This is a genomic window from Luteimonas huabeiensis HB2 (assembly GCF_000559025.1).
In the GTDB taxonomy this organism is placed as follows: Bacteria; Pseudomonadota; Gammaproteobacteria; order Xanthomonadales; family Xanthomonadaceae; genus Luteimonas; species Luteimonas huabeiensis.
The window spans coordinates 42,577-62,524 of the sequence record NZ_JAAN01000022.1 but is presented as its reverse complement, the minus strand read 5'-3'; the positions used below and the strand labels follow the sequence as shown (position 1 = coordinate 62,524).

The window sequence follows — 19,948 nt, the reverse complement described above, 5'->3', positions numbered from 1 at the left end:
GACCGTCGTCCCGATCCTGGCAGGTCTCAACATCGACGAACGCTACGCGAGAGGTTCGGGTGCGAACCGCCACTACTTCCTGACCGACGCCCTGGGCAGCACGCGGGCGTTGACCGATGGCACGGGGAGCATTGTTCAGAGCTACGACTACGATCCCTACGGCGGCACGCATCCGGCCAATGCCACGGTCCAGAATCCGTACCGCTACACCGGCCGCGAGCAGGACGCGAGCGGGCTGTACTACTACCGGGCCCGGTACTACCACCCGGGGGTGGGACGGTTCGTCAGTGAGGATCCGATTGGGCTAGCCGCCGGTGACTTGAACATCTACGCCTATGTATTTGGCGATCCGGTCAGCTTGACTGATCCTACAGGGGGATTTGCTTGGGGCGTAGCATTTGCGGCAGCCGACTTAGCCATCCAGCTTTACCAAAATGGAGGAAGCATTGCTTGCGTAAACTGGGGGCAAGTGGGATTAAGTATGCTCGGTGGTGGGTTGCTAAACGGGCTGCTCAAGGGTGCCTTCAAGTTCAAGGCGGCAGGCTCGCATACCTGGAACACTAATCCGATATCATCTAAATTCAATAACTGGTTGGGGCGTCGTCATTTGGCACCCCTCGGGGCTCCAAGTTGGGTGCCCGAAGTTGCGGTGGGCGGTGCTGCGTCCATCCTGGCCCCGGATGGGAGTGGTAATTGTGGATGCTCATGCTAGCGTTTTTTTGTATGTCCAGAGGGAACAGGCTCTGGCATTTCCAATGAGTACGCGCGCCTTGCGCGTCGCGCAAGGAAGCAGGAAGGAAATAATGCGCAACAAGGGCGCCCTCCTGATTTCAAGGGCTGGTGAAATTCAGGAGATCCTGGATATTAGAATATCTGGGTATTATGGCTCTACTTGGGGGGGGAATTGCTGAGCGCGCTCACCGGCGCTTATTCAATTGATGTTGCGCTGGATGAGGCTAAGGTTGGGGTGTCTGATATTAAGGAAATTATTGCTCGGGTGCTTCAAGTTGATCAGCTTAAGGCGGACCCGACATTTGATCGGGTGTCAGATTTTGGTCGCGCAATTACTTTCGTCCGCCAGGCGGAGAATGCTGAGGAAATATTTGATGCTTTGCATATTTCAGATGTGGATGAAGTGTTGGATGTGATGTGCTAGTGCGGGTTCCCGTATGTAAATTTCCATTCTTGCGTGGTCCAAGCAGTATGCTTGGCACTGGGGGCACGTATCGCTGGGTGGTCTCCAGTCGAGTTGACGAGCACGACGCAGGGCCGGAAGCAGTTTGAGCCGATCAATCGTCCGCAAAGCCTTCCGGCCGTGTTGTCGCGTCGTGCGCGGATGATCCTGCGTCTGGCCGATGGCGAGACCAACAGCGCGGTGGCGCGACCCTTCGGGGTCAGTCACCCGGCCGTGTCGTTGTAGCGCAAACGCTTCGCCGAGCAGGGGGCGTCGGGCTGCACAACGAGCTCAAGTCCGGGCGACCATGCAGCACGTTCGCAGGACGGGCCGCCCTGCGGGGTGTGCGGAAGTGCGCTCCGCCGGTATGGCGGCAACCAACCGAAGCGCAGCCCGCCGCGCGGGTTTATGATGCCGCCGGGCCGCCGTCGTGCGGTCCGGTGGTGGCGCGCAGGGCGGTTGTTGCGCGCCGCCGCGCCGCATTCCCGCTGCCGGAGATCGCACATGAGACAGGATCCGTTCGGGCGCCAGGCGCCGTCTTCCCCGGGGCGCGGGCGGCGCCGGGTCGGTGGGCTGCGGATCGGGGTGCTGCTGCTGTTCGCGGCCTACGGCGCGTACTACTACTTCTCCAACCGCACCGAGGATCCGGTCACCGGGCAGACGGTGCTGATCGACCGCAGCCTGTCGGCGGACGACGAGAAGGCGCTGGGACTGCAGGCGTATCAGGAGATCCTGTCGCAGGAGCGGCCGGTGGATCCGTCGTTGCCGATCTCGCAGGAGATCCGCGGCATCGCCGACCGGTTGATCGCCAAGGTCGATGTGGTGGAGGCGGCGCTGGCGGCCGAGCACGGCATGCAGCCGACGCGCTTTTCGCAGACCTTCGAGTGGGAGGTCAACGTGATCGAGTCCGATCAGGCCAACGCGTTCTGCCTGCCCGGCGGCAAGATGGCGGTCTACACCGGGCTGGTGCCGGTGGCGCAGAACGAGAACGCGATGGCGGTGGTGATGGGGCACGAGATCGCGCACGCGCTGTTGCGGCACGGCGCCCAGCGCATGGCGCAGCAGCGCTTGAGCCAGGTCGGGCAGATGGCCGGCGCCATGAGCGGCATGGATCCGCAACAGCAGCAGATGGTGATGGCGGCGATGGGCTACGGCTACCTGCTGCCCTATGCGCGCAAGCACGAGACCGAGGCCGACGAGGTCGGGCTGATGCTGGCCGCGGCCGCCTGCTTCGACCCGCGCGAGGCGGTGCCGCTGTGGGAGCGGATGGGGGAGGCCAGCGGCGGCCAGGCGCCGCCGGAGTTCTCGTCCACCCATCCCAATCCGGGCACCCGCATCCAGAACCTGCAGGCGCTGATGCCCAAGGCGCTGGAGTACCGCGAGCGCTTCTGCGAGGAAGCGAGGTAGGGCGGCGCCCTTCTTCGCCGAGGGCGGTCGCGAACGACGCCCTCGGGCCGGCTCAGTCCTGCCGTTCCAGCCGCCAGGCGCAGGTGGACAGCGCGCTCGTGCCGAAGCCGGGCTCGCGGTCGAGGATGTCGCGGCGTTCGAGCAGCGCCGGCGACCACTCGGCGCCGAACAGCAGCTGGACCTCGGGTGCCTCCACCGAGAATGGCGGTCCGGCGCGCTCGGCCTGCGGGTACTCGAGCGTGATCAGCAGGCCGCGGCAGTGCGGCGGCAGGCGCCGCCAGCAGGTGTCGGCGTAGAGCGCGCGCATGTCCGGCGGCAGCGCGATCAGCGCGGCGCGGTCGTAGACGCCGGCGCAGTCGGCCAGCAGCTCGGCGCCCAGCGCGAAGGCGTCGCCGCACAGCAGTTCGTAGGGGCCGGCGCGGTAGTGGGTGCCGGCCGGGCTTTCGCGCACCTCCGGTTCGAGCCCGCGTTCGGCGAAGAACTGCGTCACCGCCAGCGCCGACAGCTCCACGCCGAAGACCTCGTGGCCCTGTTCGGCCAGCCAGGCCATGTCGAGCGACTTGCCGCACAGCGGCACGAACACCCGGCTGCCCGGGGGCAGGTCGAGCGCGGGCCAGTGGCGGGCGAGCAGCGGCGAGGCCGTCGCCTGGTGGAAGCCGATGCGGCCTTCGGCCCAGCGCTGGTGCCAGAAGGAGGGGTCCATCAGGCCTCCCTGCGCGCGCGCGGCGCGAGCGGGCGCTCACTCGACATGCAGCGCCTCCACCTTCTGCCAGCCGCGCGGCAGCAGGCCGCCGCGGCTGCCGCGCGCGCCCAGGTACGGCTCCAGTTCGCGATAGGACAGCGACATCGTGCGCGCGCCGGAGCGGACCTGCAGCGTGGCCGAGGGCGCCACCACCGCGACCGCCACCACGCGTTCGGTGCCGCGCTTGGCCTTGGGGATCTCGATGATCTTGTTGCCCTTGCCGCGATCGAGCTCGGGCAGCTCGGCGACCGGGAAGGCGAGCAGGTGGCCGGCGCTGGTGACCGCGACGATGCGCTCTCCGTCCTGCCCGGTCAGCGGCGCGGGCTGCAGCACCCCGGCGCCCGGCGACAGGCTCAGCATCGCCTTGCCGGCCTTCTGCCGGCCGACCAGGTTCTCGAATCGGGTCACGAAGCCGTAGCCCTGCGAGGAGGCCAGCACCAGCCGCGTGTCCGCGTCGCCGGTGGCCAGCGCCTGGAACGAGGCGCCGGCGGCCGGCGAGAAGCGGCCGGTCAGCGGCTCGCCGTTGCCGCGCGCGGAGGGCAGGCTGTGGGCGACGGTCGAGTAGCTGCGTCCGGCCGAGTCCAGGAACGCCACCGCCTGCGTGCTGCGCCCGCGCACCGCGGCCAGCAACTGGTCGCCCTCGCGGTAGGACAGCGACGCGGCATCGACGTCGTGGCCCTTGGCCGCGCGCACCCAGCCCTTGGCGCTGAGCACCACGGTGACCGGCTCGCTCGGGACCAGATCGGTCTCGGCCAGCGCCTGCGCGGCCTCGCGCGCCACCAGCGGCGAACGGCGGGCGTCGCCGTACTTCTTGGCGTCGGCCAGCAGCTCGTCCTTGATCAGCTTCTTCAGCTTGGCCTTGCTGCCGAGGATGCCGATCAGTCGCTCGCGCTCGGCGGCCAGCTCGTCCTGCTCGCCGCGGATCTTCATTTCCTCCAGCCGCGCCAGCTGGCGCAGGCGGGTCTCGAGGATGTACTCGGCCTGGTCCTCGGACAGCCCGAAGCGCGCGATCAGCGCCGGCTTGGGTTCGTCCTCGGTGCGGATGATGCGGATCACCTCGTCCAGGTTGAGGAAGGCCACCAGCAGGCCCTCCAGCAGGTGCAGGCGCCGCTCGACCTTGTCCAGCCGGTGCTGCAGGCGGCGGGTGACGGTGTCGGCGCGGAACTGCAGCCACTCGGCCAGCAGCATCTTCAGGTTCTTCACCTGCGGCCGGCCGTCCAGGCCGATCACGTTGAAGTTGGCGCGATAGCTGCGCTCGAGGTCGGTGGTGGCGAACAGGTGGCCCATCAGCTGCTCGGCATCGACGCGGCTGGAGCGCGGCACCAGCACGATGCGGGTGGGGTTGGCGTGGTCGGACTCGTCGCGGATGTCCTCCAGCCAGGGCAGCTTCTTGGCCCGCATCTGCGCCGCGATCTGCTCGATGACCTTGCTCGGCGAGACCTGGTGCGGCAGCGCGGTGACCACGATGTTCTGGCCCTCGCGGATCCAGGTGGCGCGGGCGCGGATCGCGCCGTTGCCGGTCTCGTACAGCGCGATCAGGTCCGCGGCCGGGGTGATGATCTCGGCGGTGGTGGGATAATCCGGGCCGCGCACGTGCTCGCACAGGTCGCGCACGCTGGCGTCCGGGTCGTCGAGCAGGCGCACGCAGGCGCTGACCACCTCGTTGAGGTTGTGCGGCGGCACATCGGTGGCCATGCCCACTGCGATGCCGGTGGTGCCGTTGAGCAGGAGGTGGGGCACGCGCGCCGGCAGCCAGGCCGGCTCCTCCAGCGTGCCGTCGAAGTTCGCGGTCCAGTCCACCGTGCCGTGCGCCAGTTCGCCCAGCAGCACCTCGGCGATCGGGGTCAGCCGCGACTCGGTGTAGCGCATGGCCGCGAAGGACTTCGGGTCGTCGCTGGAGCCGAAGTTGCCCTGGCCGTCGATCAGCGGGTAGCGGTAGGAGAACGGCTGCGCCATCAGCACCATCGCCTCGTAGCAGGCGCTGTCGCCGTGCGGGTGGTACTTGCCGATCACGTCGCCCACGGTGCGCGCGGACTTCTTCGGCTTGGCCGCGGCGTTGAGACCCAGTTCGCTCATGGCGTAGACGATGCGCCGCTGCACCGGCTTCAGGCCGTCGCCGACGAAGGGCAGGGCGCGGTCGAGCACCACGTACATGGAGTAGTCGAGGTAGGCGCGCTCGGCGTACTCGCGCAGCGGGATCTGCTCGAAGCCGTGGAAGACGGGGCGGACGGAGTCGGTCATCGGGTGCGGCATGGGGGAAAACGGCGATTTTAGAGGTTCCGGGCCGGCCGGGGGCGCACCCGTCGCGATGTGAAGGCGTGTAGGGGGCGTGGGCGGCGGCTGGAGTACCATGGGCCGGAAACAGGAAGCCGCGAGCGAGTATGAGTTCCCGCATGAGTCCGCGGTCGGCGACCGCCGAAGGACAGCGACGCGCGCCGGAGACGATGCGGCGCAAGCCGCACGACGGCTGCGCGGGATGCCTGGCGCGCCCGCTCGCGGTATGTGCCTCGCTGCCGGAAGACCTGACGTATGTGCTGGAAGCCAGCGCCGGGCAGCTGCGGCTGCCCGCCGGCGCCACCCTGGTGCGCGAAGGCACCCCCAGGCGCGAGGTCTACACCATGACCCACGGCATGATGCGGCGGGTGCGCCTGCTGCCCGACGGCCGCCGCCTGGTGGCCGGCTTCCTGATGCCCGGCGATTTCATCGGCCTGACCGGCGATTCCCACCACCGGCATACGCTGGAGGCGGTGACCGACTGCGCGATGTGCGTGTTCTCGCTGACGGACATGCGCGCACTGTGCGAGCGTCACCCCGAGCTGGAATCCGGCCTGCTGGGCCAGGCCTGCAGCGAGCTCGACGCCGCGCGCTCCTCGCTGATGAGCCTGGCGCGGATGACGCCGCTCGAGCGCCTGGCCGGGTTCCTGCTGGACATGTCGCAGCGGCAGCGCCAGCGCGGCGGCGAGCCGTCGCGGGTCGAGCTGCCGATGACGCGCGCCGACATCGCCGATCACCTGGGCCTGACGGTGGAGACCGTCAGCCGCAGCTTCACCCGGCTCAAGCGCGAGGACGTGGTGCGCTTCGAGGACCCGCACCATATCGAGCTGCACGCCCCGGACCGGCTGCGGCTGCTGGCGGGTTTCGCCGCCGCCTGATCCATCCGTGCCGCGGCGCCGGCCGCCGCGCGAGCGCCTATTCCTCCGCGAGCCGGCCGTCGCGCAGGCGGTAGCGCGCGTGCACCAGGCCCGGCGGCAGCGCGTCGTGGCTGATCAATAGCAGGCTGCGGCCTTCGGCCAGGCGCGCGACGTCGCGCAGCAGCGCGTGCGCGGTATCGACGTCCAGGCCCTCGGTGGGCTCGTCCAGCAGCAGGATCGGCGCATCGCGCAACAGCGCGCGCGCCAGCGCCAGGCGCCGCGCCTGGCCGCCGGACAGGCTGGCGCCGCTCTCGCCGATCCAGCCGTCGAGGCCGCCGGGCAGGGCGCGCACCGTATCCGCCAGCCGCACGGCCTCCAGCACCGCCCACAGCCGCGCGTCGTCGGCGGCCGGATCGCCCAGGCGCAGGTTCTCGCGCACGCTGCCGGCGAACACCGGCGCATCCTGCGGCAGCCAGGCCAGGCGCCGGTGCCAGTCGGCGCTGGCCGCCTCGCGCAGGTCCACGCCGCCGAAGGCGATGCGGCCGCCGTCCGGGTCGCGCAGGCGCAGCAGCAGCGCCAGCAGCGAGGACTTGCCGGCGCCGCTGTCGCCGGCGATGGCGATCCGGCGGCCGGGCGGCAGCGCCAGGTCGATGCCGTCGAGCACCGCGCGCGGCGCCGCGCCGCCCCAGTCGAAGCGCACGCCCGACAGTGCCAGCGTGCCGTCGGCCGGCAGCGCGACCGGGGCCTCCGGCTCGGCCGCGGCCGGCGCGCGCAGGGCGATGTCGTCGAGCCGGCGCAGCGATGCACGCGCCGAACGCAGCGACTGCCAGGCCAGGCCGGCGCCGGCGGCGGCTTCCAGCAGCGCGATGCCGGCGAACAGCACCGCGGCCGCGGCCGGCGCGCCGATCGCGCCGGCGTGGTGGGCGTCGAACAGCAGCCACAGCAGGAGCGGCAGCGTCGCGGCGGCGACCAGGCCATGCACCAGGCCCGCCCAGGACAGCCGCCGCTGCAACCGCGATTCGCACCCGGCCAGGGCGCCCGAATCCGCGTCCAGGCGCGCCAGCCGGTCGCCCACGGCGTCCAGCGCGAGGAGGTCGGCCGCGCCGTCGAGATCCTCCTGCAGGCCCTGGCGGAAGACCGAGCGCGCCCGCGCCCGCGCGCGCTCGGCCCCGCGCGCGCCCCAACCGATGGCCAGCGGCACGCCGGCGCCGATCGCCAGCGCCGCGAGCGCCAAGCACAGCGCGGCGGCCGGCAGCACGAAGGCGATCGCGACCAGCGTGCCGGCGGCGAGCAGCATCAGCGCCAGCAGCGGGCCCAGGGCGCGTACCAGCAGGCCATCGGCGGCCTCGATGTCGGCGACCAGCCGCGCCAGCAGGTCGCCGGTGCGCTCGCGGCCCAGGCCGAGCGGGGCCAGCGGCAGCGCGCGGGCGAAGAACCACGCGCGCAGGTCGCGCGCCACCCGCAGGGTCACGTCGTGGCCGAACAGCTTCTCGCCGTAGCGCGAGGCGATGCGGGCGAAGGTCAGTGCGCGGATGCCGGCCGAAGGGCCGAAGAAGTCGAAGCCGGCCAGCCCCGCCGCCAGCGCCGCGGCGGTCAGGAAGTGGCCCGACAGCGCGAGCAGGCCGCTGCCGGCGGCGAGCGTCAGGCACAGCAGCGCCACCGCCAGCGCGATCGCGCCGCGGTGCCGTGCGAACACGCCGAGGGCGCCCGTCGCGGCGCGGCTCATGGCGGCGCTCCGTGCGCAGTCGCCGCCGGCAACGTCGCCACGCGCGTGGCGATGGCGAGCGCCGCCGCGCTGTGGGTCGCCATCAGCACCGTGCGCCCGCGCGCGAACGCGGCCAGCGCCTCCAGCACGCACCGCTCGGTCTCCGGATCGAGGAAGGCGGTCGGCTCGTCGAGCAGCAACAGCGCGGGATCGCGCAGGAACACGCGCGCCAGCGCGATGCGTCGCGCCTCGCCGCCGGACAGGCCGAAGCCGCGCTCGCCGACCACGGTGTCGAGGCCGGCCGGCAGGCGCTCGGCGAAGCGCATGACCTGCGCGGCCTCGGCGGCGGCGCGCACCGCCGCGTCGTCGGCATCGGGCCGGGCGAGGCGCAGGTTGTCGGCGATGCTGCCGTGGAACAGGAACGGCCGCTGCGGCACGTAGCCGATCCGCGCGTCGGCCGGCGCGATCTCGATGCGCCCGCTCCGCGGCGGCAGCCAGCCGGCGATGGCTTCCAGTAGCGTGCTCTTGCCGCAGCCGCTGGGGCCGACCAGGGCGACGCACTCGCCGGCGGCGATGTCGAGCGACAGGCCGGCCACCGCATCGCGTTCGGCGCCGGCGTGGCGCAGCGACAGCCCGTCGATGCGCACCGCCGGCGCCGCGCGGCCGGCGCCTTGCGCGCGCGCGGCGTCCTGGGCCCCGGCGTCGTCGCCGGCCTCCAGTGCGGCGTCGATCTCCTCCAGCGCCGCCAGCGCCGCGGCGCGGTCGTGGTAGTGCGCGGCCAGGCGCCGCAGCGGCGCGTGGACCTCCGGCGCGAGCAGCAGCAGGAACAGCCCGGCGCCCAGCGTGGGCGGCGCGTCGCGCAGCGCGATCATGCCCAGGTACGACAGGCCCAGGTACAGCGCGACCACGGCCACGCTGACCGAGGCGAAGAACTCCAGCACCGTCGACGACAGGAAGGCGATCCGCAGCACCTTCATGCTGCGCTCGCGCAGCCCTTCGGCGGCTTCGCGCACGCCGGCCAGCTCGGCGTCGCCGCGGCCGTAGACGCGGATCAGGCCCAGGCCGCGCAGGCGGTCGGCGAAATGCCCGCCCATGCGCGACAGCGCGCGCAGCTGGCGCCGGCTGGCGGCCTCGGCGCTCCAGCCCACCAGCATCATGAACAGCGGGATCAGCGGCAGCGTCAGCAGCAGTACCAGGCCGACGATCGGGTCCACCCAGAACGCGGCCAGCAGCATCGCCGGCGGCACCAGCAGCGTTTCCGCGCGCGCCAGCCGGTAGCCGCCGAAGTAGCCGTCGAGCGCATCGACGTGGGCGCCGGTGAGTTCGCCGAGCGCACCGCTGCGCTGGCGCCGCAGCCAGGGCGCGCCGGCGGCGAACAGGCGGCGCGCGATCCGGCGCCGCAGCGCGTCGCGCAGCGCGGTCGTGGCGGCATCCGCAGCGCGGCGCGCCGCGAACGCGAGACCCGCGCGCAGCGTGCCCACCGCCGCGAGCGCGGCCAGCGCCGGCAGCGCGAGCGCGGGATCGGCGCCGTCCGCCAGCACCCGCTGCACCGCCCAGGCGATCGCGCCGGCCTGCGCGATCAGCAGCCAGCCGGCGACCGCGGTGCAGGCGCCGGCCAGGCGCAACCGCCCGCGCACCGGCGCGGCCAGCGCGTCGAGCCGGCGCAGGCGCACCGCGCGCGGCGCGGCGGGGGGCGGCAGCGAATCGGCCGCGACGGAAGAGGACATGGCGATCGGGCGGGCAGGCGGGGCGCGGCGGGCTCGCGAACGCCGCATTGTAGGCCGCGCCGGCCGCTCGCGGCCGCGCACGGCCGTGCGCGCGCGGCGTTCCTCACGCGGTGCCCGCACGCGGGGCGGCACTGTGCGGCCAGTTTCCGCAGGAGGCCATCGACATGGGCAAGCATCCGCCCCCCGCGCCGGCGCGCGGCCCGCTGGAGAAGACGCGTGCGCCGGACGTGCCGCGCGCACCGGGCGAATATCCCGGCAAGCGCGATCAGGACGAGCGCAACGATCCCGAGGCGCAGCCGGGCGCGGCGGAAGGCAACCCGGCCCGGCGCGGCACCGACGATGCGAGCGGCCGCGCGCCGCCGGAGACCTGATCGCCGACGCAGTCGCGCATCGCGCCCGCCGGCGCGCACGCGGCGGGCGACGGCCGCGACGCCGGCACCGATCGGCCGGCCGTCCCGATGCATCGCAACGCCGGCGCCAAACGAAAAAACCCCGCCTGAGCGGGGTTCTTCGTGTTGCCGGCAGTTGCGTGAACCGCCTTCGTATCGCGTGGTGCCCAGGAGAGGACTCGAACCTCCACGGAGTTGCCCCCGCTAGCACCTGAAGCTAGTGCGTCTACCAATTCCGCCACCTGGGCATCGGGGCAGGCGCGTATGTTGCGTTGCGTCCCGGACCTTGTCAACGCTTTTTTACGCCGCGCACGACAACCGCATCACTCCGATGCGCGCGGCCGACCTGTACCATCTGCGGCCATGGCGAAAACACCCAGCAAGCGCGGCGGTCGCCGCGACCAGGCGCCGGCCAAGCCCGGCAAGTCTTCCACCCCTCAACGCGCATCGAAGGCATCGGCCGGCAAGGCGCGCGGCCGCGGCGATGCGCCGCCGCCGTGGATGCCGGAGCCGCCGCGCGCGGCCGGCCGCGGCGCGGCCGAGCACGAGGCGCCGCGGCGCTCGCGCAAGTCCGCGGCGCCCGTCTTCCACGATCCGCAGGCCGAGCGCGAGGCCGACCGCTACGCCAATCCGATCGCCAGCCGCGAGGCGATCCTGTTGTGGCTGGCCGAGAGCGACGGCCCGCAGACCGCCGAGGCGATCGCCGACCACTTCGGGCTTACCGCCCCGGACCGCTTCGACGCGCTGGGCAAGCGCCTGGGCGCGATGGTGCGCGACGGCCAACTGCTGCAGAACCGCCGCGGCGGTTTCGTGCCGGTCGAGCGCGCGGACCTGATCGCCGGCACGGTGATCGCCAATCCCGACGGCTTCGGCTTCCTGCGCCCGGACACCGGCGCCGGCGACGACCTGTTCCTGCCGCCGAGCGAGATGCGCAAGGTCATGCACGGCGACCGCGCGATGGCCAGCGTGACCGGGCTGGACCGCCGCGGCCGCCGCGAGGGCGCGATCGTCGAGGTGCTGGAGCGGCGCCTCAACCGCCTGATCGGCCGCTACACGGTCGAGTCGGGGATCAGCTTCGTGGTGCCCGACGACCGCCGCATCCAGCGCAACATCCAGGTGCCGCAGGACGCGCGCAACGGCGCCGAGCACGGGCAGCTGGTGGTCTGCGAGATCGCCCAGCCCGGCGACGCGCGCCGGCCGCCGATCGGCCGCGTGCTGGCGGTGCTGGGCGATGCGCTGACGCCGTCGCTGGTGGTCGAGGCGGCCATCCACGGCCACGAGCTGCCGCACGAGTTCCCGCAGGCGGTGCTCGACCAGGCCACCGCGATCCCGCTGGAGGTCGACGCCAGGGCCGCCGCCGGCCGCCGCGACCTGCGCGCGCTGCCGCTGGTGACCATCGACGGCGAGGACGCCAAGGACTTCGACGACGCGGTGTGGTGCGAGCCCAACCGCGACGGCTTCCGGCTGATCGTGGCGATCGCCGACGTCTCGCACTACGTGCAGCCGGGCACGCCGCCCGACGACGAGGCGCAACTGCGCGCGACCAGCGTGTACTTCCCCGGCTTCGTGGTGCCGATGCTGCCGGAGACGCTGTCCAACGGCATCTGCTCGCTGCGGCCGAAGGTGGACCGGCTGTGCTTCGTGTGCGACATGCAGGTCGGTCGCGACGGCACCGTGCGCGAGGCCGAGTTCTACGAGGCGGTGATGCACTCGCACGCGCGCCTGACCTACACCCAGGTCTGGCAGGCGGTGGGCGAGGGCGACCCCGAGGCGCAGGCCCAGGTCGGCGCGCTGATGCCGCAGCTGCGGCACCTGCACCAGCTCTACAAGGTGCTGGCCAAGGCCCGCGCCAAGCGCGGCGCGATCGAGTTCGAGACCTCGGAGGTGCGCTTCGTCCTGGACAACCGCGGCGAGGTGGTGCAGGCCGGCATGCTGCTGCGCAACGACGCCCACAAGCTGATCGAGGAATGCATGATCGCGGCCAACGTGGAGGCGGCCAGGTTCCTGCTCGCCTCCGGCGTGCCGGGTCTGTACCGCATCCACGACAAGCCGCCGGAGTCCAAGTACGCCGACCTGCTGGAGTTCCTGAAGGAGTTCAACCTGCGCATGCCGGCCTGGGGCCGGGTGCGGCCGAAGGACTTCACCCAGTTGCTGGCCAAGGTGCGCGAGCGGCCCGATGCCGCGCTGCTGGAATCGGTCCTGCTGCGCAGCCAGAGCCTGGCGGTGTACTCGGCCGAGAACATCGGCCACTTCGGGCTGGCGCTGGAGGCGTATTCGCACTTCACCTCGCCGATCCGCCGCTACCCGGACCTGCTGGTGCACCGCGCGATCAAGCACGCGCTGGCGCGCGGCAAGCCGGGCGCGTTCCGCTACTCGGCCAACGACATGGCCGCGCTCGCCCTGCAGTGCTCCGAGCGCGAGCGGCGCGCCGACGAGGCCGAGCGCGAGGTGGACGAGCGCTACCGCGCGGCGTGGATGGAGCAGCACGTCGGCGGCGAATTCGAGGGCGTGATCAGCGGCGTGACCAGCTTCGGTCTGTTCGTGGAGCTCGACCAGTCCAAGGTCAACGGGCTGATCCACGTGACCCAGCTGCCGCGCGATTTCTACCGCTTCGATCCGGTGCGCAAGACCCTGGCCGGCGAGCGCGGCGGGCGCGAGTTCCGGCTCGGCGACCGCCTGCGCGTGCGCGTGCTCAAGGCCAGCCTCGAGGAGCGCAAGATCGATTTCGGCCTGGCCGAGGAGGCGCGCGGACCGAAGCCGCCGCCGCCGCGCGGGCGCCCGGCGAAGCGGGACAAGCGGGCGTACTGAAGAGAGCGGTCGGCGCCGGCCTACAATGGTCGGCCCCGCCCGAGTCCCGTCCGGCCCCGATGAGCAAGCAGACTTCCTGGATCGCCGGCATCAACGCCGTCGCCGCCGCCGTCGAGCACGACGCCGACAACGTGCGCGAGGTGCTGCTGGAAGCCGGGGCGCGCAATCCGCGCCTGGCCGCGATCGAGACCGAGGCCAGGCGCCGCGGCATCGACGTGCGCCGGGTCGCCCAGCAGGCGCTGGACGGCGTGGCCGGCGGCCTGCGCCACCAGGGCGCCGCCGCGCGTTACGCCGCGGCCAAGACCTGGGGCGAGCACGATCTCGCGCCGCTGATCGAGGCCGCCGGCGGCCGTGCGCTGGTGCTGGTGCTCGACGGCGTGCAGGACCCGCACAACCTCGGCGCCTGCCTGCGCAGCGCCGCCGCCGCCGGCGCCACCGCGGTGGTGATCCCGAAGGACAAGGCCGTGCAGGTCAACGCCACCGTGCGCAAGACCTCCGCCGGCGCCGCTGATACCGTGCCGGTGATCCGCGCCACCAATCTCGCCCGCACCCTGCGCGAACTGCAGAAGCAGGGCGTCTGGATCTACGGCCTGGCCGGCGATGCGACGGGTTCGCTGTACGGCCTGGACCTGGCCGGCAACGTCGCCCTGGTGCTCGGCGGCGAGGCCGACGGCCTGCGCCGGCTCACGCGCGAGCACTGCGACGGGCTCGCGCGCATCCCGATGCCTGGCGGCTTCGAGAGCCTCAACGTGTCCGTCGCCGCCGGCGTTGCGCTGTTCGAGGCGGTCCGCCAGCGCCAGGCGTCCTGACCGCAGGCCGCGGCGGCCATGTTCGCGCCCTGGATCGCGAAGCACGCGACCCGCCGGCGTGCCGCGTTCCGGCGGCGCGCCGCCGCCGCGGCTGCGCCCGCGCGGCCGGCCGGCCGGCTCCGGACGCCGCGCCCGCGTGCCTACGTCGACTGGCTGGGCCGCCATCTGCTGTACGGCCTGCTGTTGGCGCTGGGCGGGCTGGCGGACGCCTGGGCCGCGGCGCCGCCGCTGCGCGACTACGCGATCGACCGCTGGACCACCCGCGACGGCCTGCCGCACAACTCCCTGCGCGACATCGCGCAGACGCCGGACGGCTACCTGTGGTTCGCGACCTGGGAGGGCCTGGTCCGCTACAGCGGCCTGGACTTCACCGTCTACGACCGCGGCACCCGCGATCCGGCGTTGCCCGACAACGGCGTCGGCGCGCTGTACGTCGATCGCGAGGGCGCGCTGTGGACCAGCGACTCGCGCGGCAACCTGGGCCGGCGCGGCGCGGACGGCGCGTGGCGTTTCTGGGAGTCCGCCGGCCGCTGGCCGGAGGTGCTGATCCATGCCATGGCGATGGACGGGGAAGGGCGGATGTGGCTGCTGTTCGAGGGCCGCGGGCTCGGCTGCCTGCATCCCGACGACCGCTTCGAGTACTTCGAGGCGCCCGAGGGCGTGCCGCTGGCGCTGAGCTACCCGCGCATGGCCATCGACGCCCGGTCGCGGATCTGGATCGGCGGCATGGACGGGCTGATCGTGCGCGAGGCCGACGGCACGCTGCGCCGCGCGCCCGAATCCTTCGGGCTGGCGCCCGGGTTGGCGTGGCCGTACCAGGGGCCGGACGGCGGGATCTGGCTGGTCTCGGGCGAGCGCATCCACCGCCTGCAGGGCGATCGCGCGCCGGTCGCCCACCACGCGCCCGGCCAGGGCGACTTCACCGCCATGCTGCAGGACCGCCACGGCGACCTGTGGCTGGGCAGCGAGAACCGCGGCCTGCTGCGCCTCGGGCCGCATGGCCTGGAGCACCCGCCGGCAGGCGAGGTACGTCCGCCCGGGCGCATCGTGCAACTGCTGGAGGACGCCGAGGGCAGCATCTGGGCGGGCGCCAACGGCGGCCTGTTCCGCCTGCGCGAGACGCTGTTCACCCGCTGGACCGAGCGCGACGGGCTCAGCAGCGACTACGTCCGCGCGCTGCTGGAGGACCGCCGCGGTGCGCTGTGGATCGGCGGCGCGGGCGGGCTCGACCGGCTCGGCGACGACGGCGTTCCGGCGCCGGTCGCGCTGCAGCCGGGCGTGCCGCCGTCGGTGCTCAGCCTGGCCGAGGACGTCGCCGGCGACCTCTGGGTCGGCGCCTTCGGCGGCCGGGTGTTCCAGTTGCGCGACGGCCGCGTGCTGCGGCGCTACGACGGCGACGACGGCCTGCCCCCCGGCCACGTGCGCGCGATCGCGCCGGACCCGGCGGGCGGCGTCTGGGTCGCCACCCATCGCGGTCCGGCGCGGATCCTCGACGGGCGCATCTCCGTGCCGCGCATCGAGGGGCTGCCCGAGGCGCTGGTCACCGCGCTGGCGAACATCGACGGTGCGCTGTGGGTGGGTTCGGTGGCCGGCGTCAGCGTGGTGCGCGACGGCCGCGCGCGACGGCTGCCGCTGGAGCGGCTGAGCGGCGCGCGCTCGGTGTTCGGCTTCGAGCGCGTCGGCGGCGACGTCTGGATCGCCACCGACCGCGGGCTCTACCGCGAGCGCGGCGGCGCGCTCGCGCGGGTGGGGCTGGAGCAGGGCCTGCCGGTGGACACCGTGTTCCAGCTCGTGCGCGACCGCCTCGGCAACGCCTGGATCGGCAGCAATCGCGGCATGCTGCGCGCGCGCATGGACGCGCTGAACGCGGTGGCCGACGGGCGCGAGGAGCGGCTCGCGCTGGAGCGCTACGACGAGACCGACGGCATGTCCAGTTCGCAGGGCAACGGCAGTTCCTCGCCCTCGTCGATCCTGCGCGCCGACGGCAGCGTGTGGATGGCCACCGCCGGCGGCATCAGCGTGGTCGATCCGCGCCGCTGGCAGGGGTTTCGCCGCCGCCCGCCGCCGCTGCCGCGGATCGAGTCGGTGCGCCTGGACGGCCATCCGCTGGCCTGGCGCGACGGCGCCCGCGTGCCGGGCGGCGCGCGCATCTCGGTGTCCTACGTCGGGCTGAGCTTCCTGCTCTCCGAGCGCATCCGGTTCCGGACCCGGCTGGACGGCTACGACGAACGCTGGATCGACCACGGCCGCCAGCGCAGCGTCGATTTCGTCGGCCTGCCGCCCGGCGACTACACCCTGCGCGTGTCGGCGGCGCACCCGGAGGGCGGCTGGAGCGCGCAGGAGGCGCGCTGGCGCTTCACGGTGGCGCCGTCCTGGTGGCAGCATCGCGGCGTGCAGGCGGCCATGGCGGCGTTCGCGCTGCTGGCGATGCTGTTGCTCTATCGCCTGCGCATCCGCCGCTACGAGGCCGCCCATGCGCGCCTGGCCCGCCTGGTGGACGAGCGCACCCGCGCGCTGCAGCGGCAGACCGACCAGTTGCTGCGCGCCGACAACGAGAAGACGGAGCTGCTGCAGCGGTTGCGCCGGCAGGCCGAGACCTTCGAGCGCCAGGCCTACGAGGACGCGCTGACCGGGCTGCCGAACCGGCGCAGCTTCGACGAGGCCCTGCAGCGCGAGTTCGCGCGCGCCTGGCGCAAGGGCCACCCGCTGTGCCTGGTGGTGCTCGACCTGGATCGCTTCAAGGCGATCAACGACGCCCACTCGCACGCCGTCGGCGATGCGGTGCTGCGCCAGGTCGGCGGCTTGCTGGCCTCGGTGTGCCGCGGCTCGGACATCGCCGCGCGCATCGGCGGCGAGGAGTTCGCGCTGATCCTCGTCGATGCCGGCCTGGACGACGCCGAGGCGCTCTATGCGCGCCTGCGCGCGCGCTTCGCCGCGCAGACGACCTGGGGCGGGCTGCCCGAACTGCGCGTCACCATCAGCGCCGGCGCCACCCTGCGCGATCCCGGCGACGCTTCCCCGGCGCAGATGCTGCGGCGCGCCGACGACGCGCTGTATCGCGCCAAGAACGAGGGCCGCGACCGCATCCGGACCGGCTGAGCCGCGGGTCTGCGGCGTCCAGCGGCGCCGCGGCGACCGCGGCCGGTCCGAGGCCCGGCCCGGCGGCGACGCGCCGTTCATCCGCCGGCGCGCCGCGGCCCTAGAATGCGCACCCAGGAAGCGGGGACGACCCCGCCGCTCCATTCCGCCCGGGGACGGCCCCATCGACTCCCTGGAGCGCATCATGCACTGGATCGTCCTGTTGTTCGCCGGCCTGTTCGAGGTCGTCTGGGCCGTCGGCCTGAAGTACACCGAGGGCTTCACCAGGCTGTGGCCCACGCTCGGCACCTTCGCCGCGATGGCGGTCAGCTTCTACCTGCTCAGCCGGGCGATGACCGCGCTGCCGCTGGGCACCGCCTACGCGGTCTGGGTCGGCATCGGCGCGGTCGGCACGGCGCTGGTCGGCATGGCCGTGCTGGGCGAGCCGGCCGGCGCGGGGCGGTTGATCAGCATCGGCCTGATCGTGGCCGGCGTGATCGGTCTCAAGCTCGCCTCCGGCTGACCATCGCGACCGCGGCGCGTGGCCGCGAGCGCTCGACGGCGCGCGGCCGCGCCGGTTCAGTCGCGGCCGTCGAACAGCTCGCGGCCGATCAGCATGCGGCGGATCTCGTTGGTGCCGGCGCCGATGGCGTAGAGCTTGGCGTCGCGCAGGATGCGGCCGGCGGGGTATTCGTTGATGTAGCCGTTGCCGCCCAGCGCCTGGATGCCTTCCAGTGCCACCTGCACGGCCGCTTCCGAGGCGTGCAGCAGGCAGCTGGCCGCATCCACCCGAGAGCGATGGCCGGCGTCGTAGTCGCGCGCGACCTGGTAGGCGAAGGCGCGCGAGGACTGCAGCGCGGTGTACATGTCCGCCAGCTTGGCCTGCATGATGCCGAAGGTGCCGATGGCGGCGTCGAACTGGCGGCGCTCGCGCACGTAGGGCAGGACGAGCTCCAGCGCGGCCTGCATCAGCCCCAGCGGTCCGCCGGTCAGCACCAGGCGCTCGGTGTTGAGGCCGCTCATCAGCACCTTGACGCCGTGGTTCACCTCGCCCAGCACGTTGGCGGCCGGGATCTCGCAATCCTCGAACACCAGCTCGCAGGTGTTGGAGCCGCGCATGCCCAGCTTGTCGAGCTTCTGCGCGGTGCGGAAGCCGGGCATGCCCTTCTCGACGATGAAGGCGGTGATGCAGCGGCTGCCGGCCTCGCGCCCGGCGGTGCGCATGTAGACGATCAGCACGTCGGCCTCGGGGCCGTTGGTGATCCACATCTTGTTGCCGTTGGCGACCCAGACGTCGCCGCGCAGCTCGGCGCGGCAGCTCATCGAGCCGACCACGTCGGAGCCGGCGCCGGGTTCGCTCATCGCCAGCGCGCCCTTCCATTCGCCGCTGCACAGCTTCGGCAGGTAGCGCTCGCGCTGGGCCGGGGTGGCGTTGGCGTACAGGTTGGAGACGCACAGGTTGGAGTGCGCGCCGTAGGACAGGCCGACCGAGCCGGAGGCGCGCGAGATCTCCTCCATCGCCACCAGGTGGGCGAGGTAGCCCATCGCGCTGCCGCCGTACTCGGCCGGCACCGTCATTCCCAGCAGGCCCATCTCGCCGAGCTTCGGCCACAGGTCCTGCGGGAAGGCGTTCTCGCGGTCGATCGCCTCCGCGCGCGGTGCGATCTCGGCCTCGGCGAAGCGCCGCACCGCATCGCGCAGCGCATCGAGTTCCTCACCCAGCGGAAAGGTACGCATGATCCGAATCTCCCGGGAAAGACGCCAAGGCAACGCCGGCAGGGGCGCGTTCGCGCGCGAAGCGCCCGTCCGGCGCGCCTGGTCGGCGCGAGCGCGCCGTCATGCGGCCGATCAGGCGCCGCGCACGCGGCCCTGGAAGCGCGGCCGCGCCCGGCCCAGGGGCAGCTTCAGCTTGCCGATGATCTCGATCCGCTCCTCGGCCAGGCGGTCGGCCGCCCGGTAGGTCGGGATGCCGTCGCGCTCGGCGATCTCGAAGATCCGGGTCAGGTTGTGGTAGATCGTGCGCATCATGCGCATGGCGCGTTCGCGGTTGTAGCCGTCGATCTCCAGCGACACGTTCATCACGCCGCCGGCGTTGACCGCGTAGTCGGGCGCGTAAAGGATGCCGCGCTTCTCCACCTCGTCGCCGATCTCGTTGGTGGCCAGCTGGTTGTTGGCCGCGCCGCAGATGATCTTGGCCTTGAGCCGGGGCAGGGTGTCCTCGTTGACGGTGCCGCCGAGCGCGCAGGGCGAGTAGACGTCGGCATCGACGTCGTAGATCTCGTCCAGGCCCACGGCCTCGGCGCCGAACTCGCTGACCGCGCGGTCCACGCGCTCCTTGTTGATGTCGGTGACGAAGATCTTCGCGCCGCGCTCCTTGAGCAGCTTCACGAACTCGAGGCCGACGTGGCCCAGGCCCTGCACCGCGTAGCGGTAGTTGCCCACTTCCTCGTTGCCGAACTTGCGGTTCAGCGCCGCCAGCAGGCCCTGCATGGTGCCGTAGGCGGTGAACGGCGACGGGTCGCCGGAGCCGCCGTGGACCTGGTGCACGCCGGTCACGTACTCGGTCTCGCGGTAGACGAACTCCATGTCGTTGACGTCGATGCCCACGTCCTCGGCGGTGATGTAGCGCCCGCCCAGCGATTCGACGAACTGGCCGAAGGCCCGGAACAGCGCCTCGGACTTGTCGGTGGCCGGATCGCCGATGATGACCGCCTTGCCGCCGCCGATGTTCAGGCCGGCCACCGCGTTCTTGTAGGTCATGCCGCGCGACAGGCGCAGCACGTCGTTGAGCGCGTCCTGCTCGCTCTTGTACGGCCACATGCGGGTGCCGCCCAGGGCCGGGCCGAGCACCGTGTTGTGGATCGCGATGATGGCCTTCAGGCCCGCGTCCTTGTTGTGGCAGAACACGACCTGTTCGTGGCCGTACCGGTCGAGGTGTTCGAAGATCATCGCAAACTCCGCTGCGGCGCTGTCGCGTT

Annotated in this window: 15 protein-coding genes and 1 tRNA gene; 9 read left to right on the top strand and 7 right to left on the bottom strand. The window is 72.5% G+C overall.

Annotated elements, in window-relative coordinates; all coding sequences use genetic code 11:
* The 3 genes from Z164_RS21915 to Z164_RS0109460 all read left to right on the top strand — a co-directional run.
* Positions 1–712, top strand: a 712-nt coding sequence (locus Z164_RS21915) for an RHS repeat-associated core domain-containing protein (protein ID WP_321166284.1), incomplete at its 5' end; no start/stop codon positions are given.
* Between the two features lie 192 nt (positions 713–904).
* Positions 905–1,156: a hypothetical protein gene (locus tag Z164_RS22425; RefSeq protein WP_152540907.1), complete on the top strand. Its 252-nt coding sequence runs from the start codon at positions 905–907 to the stop codon at positions 1,154–1,156.
* Between the two features lie 522 nt (positions 1,157–1,678).
* Positions 1,679–2,581, top strand: a complete 903-nt coding sequence (locus Z164_RS0109460; RefSeq protein WP_024890458.1) for a M48 family metallopeptidase — start codon at positions 1,679–1,681, stop codon at positions 2,579–2,581.
* A 52-nt stretch (positions 2,582–2,633) separates the two neighbouring features.
* Here the strand turns inward: Z164_RS0109460 and Z164_RS0109455 are convergent, their stop codons facing one another.
* Both Z164_RS0109455 and parC read right to left on the bottom strand, forming a co-directional pair.
* The gene (locus Z164_RS0109455) at positions 2,634–3,284 is read right to left on the bottom strand and encodes a thiopurine S-methyltransferase (RefSeq protein WP_024890457.1); all 651 of its coding nucleotides are present in this window, start codon (positions 3,282–3,284) and stop codon (positions 2,634–2,636) included.
* A 36-nt stretch (positions 3,285–3,320) separates the two neighbouring features.
* Entirely contained in the window at positions 3,321–5,564 is a 2,244-nt protein-coding gene (parC, locus tag Z164_RS0109450; RefSeq protein WP_024890456.1) for a DNA topoisomerase IV subunit A, read from the bottom strand.
* A 152-nt stretch (positions 5,565–5,716) separates the two neighbouring features.
* On the opposite strand from parC, the gene Z164_RS0109445 reads away from it, so the two are divergent.
* Positions 5,717–6,475: a Crp/Fnr family transcriptional regulator gene (locus tag Z164_RS0109445; RefSeq protein WP_024890455.1), complete on the top strand. Its 759-nt coding sequence runs from the start codon at positions 5,717–5,719 to the stop codon at positions 6,473–6,475.
* A gap of 37 nt (positions 6,476–6,512) precedes the next feature.
* Here the strand turns inward: Z164_RS0109445 and cydC are convergent, their stop codons facing one another.
* Positions 6,513–8,180, bottom strand: coding sequence for a thiol reductant ABC exporter subunit CydC (gene cydC / locus Z164_RS0109440; RefSeq protein WP_024890454.1), 1,668 nt, complete (start codon positions 8,178–8,180; stop codon positions 6,513–6,515).
* Entirely contained in the window at positions 8,177–9,886 is a 1,710-nt protein-coding gene (cydD, locus tag Z164_RS0109435; RefSeq protein WP_024890453.1) for a thiol reductant ABC exporter subunit CydD, read from the bottom strand. The genes cydC and cydD overlap by 4 nt, the downstream gene beginning before the upstream one ends.
* Before the next feature lie 164 nt (positions 9,887–10,050).
* Between cydD and Z164_RS0109430 the strand changes: the two genes are divergently transcribed.
* On the top strand, positions 10,051–10,257 hold the full coding sequence (locus Z164_RS0109430) for a hypothetical protein (protein ID WP_024890452.1): 207 nt from the start codon (positions 10,051–10,053) through the stop codon (positions 10,255–10,257).
* 179 nt (positions 10,258–10,436) lie between these two features.
* Here Z164_RS0109430 and Z164_RS0109425 read toward each other — a convergent pair.
* Positions 10,437–10,523, bottom strand: a tRNA-Leu gene (locus Z164_RS0109425).
* A gap of 115 nt (positions 10,524–10,638) precedes the next feature.
* Between Z164_RS0109425 and rnr the strand changes: the two genes are divergently transcribed.
* From rnr to sugE, 4 genes are all read left to right on the top strand, one after another.
* Positions 10,639–13,083 carry a ribonuclease R gene (gene rnr / locus Z164_RS0109420; protein WP_024890451.1) on the top strand — a complete coding sequence of 815 codons (2,445 nt, stop codon included), beginning with the start codon at positions 10,639–10,641 and terminating at the stop codon, positions 13,081–13,083.
* Between the two features lie 59 nt (positions 13,084–13,142).
* Positions 13,143–13,892 (top strand): 23S rRNA (guanosine(2251)-2'-O)-methyltransferase RlmB, encoded by a 750-nt coding sequence (rlmB, locus tag Z164_RS0109415; RefSeq protein WP_024890450.1) that lies wholly within the window; start codon positions 13,143–13,145, stop codon positions 13,890–13,892.
* A gap of 18 nt (positions 13,893–13,910) precedes the next feature.
* The gene (locus Z164_RS20275) at positions 13,911–16,991 is read left to right on the top strand and encodes a diguanylate cyclase (protein ID WP_081770137.1); all 3,081 of its coding nucleotides are present in this window, start codon (positions 13,911–13,913) and stop codon (positions 16,989–16,991) included.
* Positions 16,992–17,175: 184 nt separating this feature from the next.
* Positions 17,176–17,493 carry a quaternary ammonium compound efflux SMR transporter SugE gene (sugE, locus tag Z164_RS0109405; protein WP_024890449.1) on the top strand — a complete coding sequence of 106 codons (318 nt, stop codon included), beginning with the start codon at positions 17,176–17,178 and terminating at the stop codon, positions 17,491–17,493.
* 56 nt (positions 17,494–17,549) lie between these two features.
* Here the strand turns inward: sugE and Z164_RS0109400 are convergent, their stop codons facing one another.
* Both Z164_RS0109400 and Z164_RS0109395 read right to left on the bottom strand, forming a co-directional pair.
* Positions 17,550–18,707 (bottom strand): isovaleryl-CoA dehydrogenase, encoded by a 1,158-nt coding sequence (locus Z164_RS0109400; protein ID WP_024890448.1) that lies wholly within the window; start codon positions 18,705–18,707, stop codon positions 17,550–17,552.
* Positions 18,708–18,818: 111 nt separating this feature from the next.
* A complete protein-coding gene (locus Z164_RS0109395; RefSeq protein WP_024890447.1) occupies positions 18,819–19,919 on the bottom strand; it encodes a Glu/Leu/Phe/Val dehydrogenase dimerization domain-containing protein in 1,101 nt (366 codons plus the stop codon).
* Positions 19,920–19,948 lie beyond the last annotated feature (29 nt).

Coding starts and splice junctions, on each gene's coding strand:
- Z164_RS0109445 (WP_024890455.1), top strand. CDS start 5,717: ATGAGTCCGCGGTCGGCGACCGCCGAAGGACAGCGACGCGCGCCGGAG.
- Z164_RS0109455 (WP_024890457.1), bottom strand. CDS start 3,284: ATGGACCCCTCCTTCTGGCACCAGCGCTGGGCCGAAGGCCGCATCGGC.
- rlmB (WP_024890450.1), top strand. CDS start 13,143: ATGAGCAAGCAGACTTCCTGGATCGCCGGCATCAACGCCGTCGCCGCC.
- Z164_RS0109400 (WP_024890448.1), bottom strand. CDS start 18,707: ATGCGTACCTTTCCGCTGGGTGAGGAACTCGATGCGCTGCGCGATGCG.
- cydD (WP_024890453.1), bottom strand. CDS start 9,886: ATGTCCTCTTCCGTCGCGGCCGATTCGCTGCCGCCCCCCGCCGCGCCG.
- Z164_RS0109430 (WP_024890452.1), top strand. CDS start 10,051: ATGGGCAAGCATCCGCCCCCCGCGCCGGCGCGCGGCCCGCTGGAGAAG.
- rnr (WP_024890451.1), top strand. CDS start 10,639: ATGGCGAAAACACCCAGCAAGCGCGGCGGTCGCCGCGACCAGGCGCCG.
- cydC (WP_024890454.1), bottom strand. CDS start 8,180: ATGAGCCGCGCCGCGACGGGCGCCCTCGGCGTGTTCGCACGGCACCGC.
- Z164_RS0109395 (WP_024890447.1), bottom strand. CDS start 19,919: ATGATCTTCGAACACCTCGACCGGTACGGCCACGAACAGGTCGTGTTC.
- Z164_RS20275 (WP_081770137.1), top strand. CDS start 13,911: ATGTTCGCGCCCTGGATCGCGAAGCACGCGACCCGCCGGCGTGCCGCG.
- Z164_RS0109460 (WP_024890458.1), top strand. CDS start 1,679: ATGAGACAGGATCCGTTCGGGCGCCAGGCGCCGTCTTCCCCGGGGCGC.
- sugE (WP_024890449.1), top strand. CDS start 17,176: ATGCACTGGATCGTCCTGTTGTTCGCCGGCCTGTTCGAGGTCGTCTGG.
- parC (WP_024890456.1), bottom strand. CDS start 5,564: ATGACCGACTCCGTCCGCCCCGTCTTCCACGGCTTCGAGCAGATCCCG.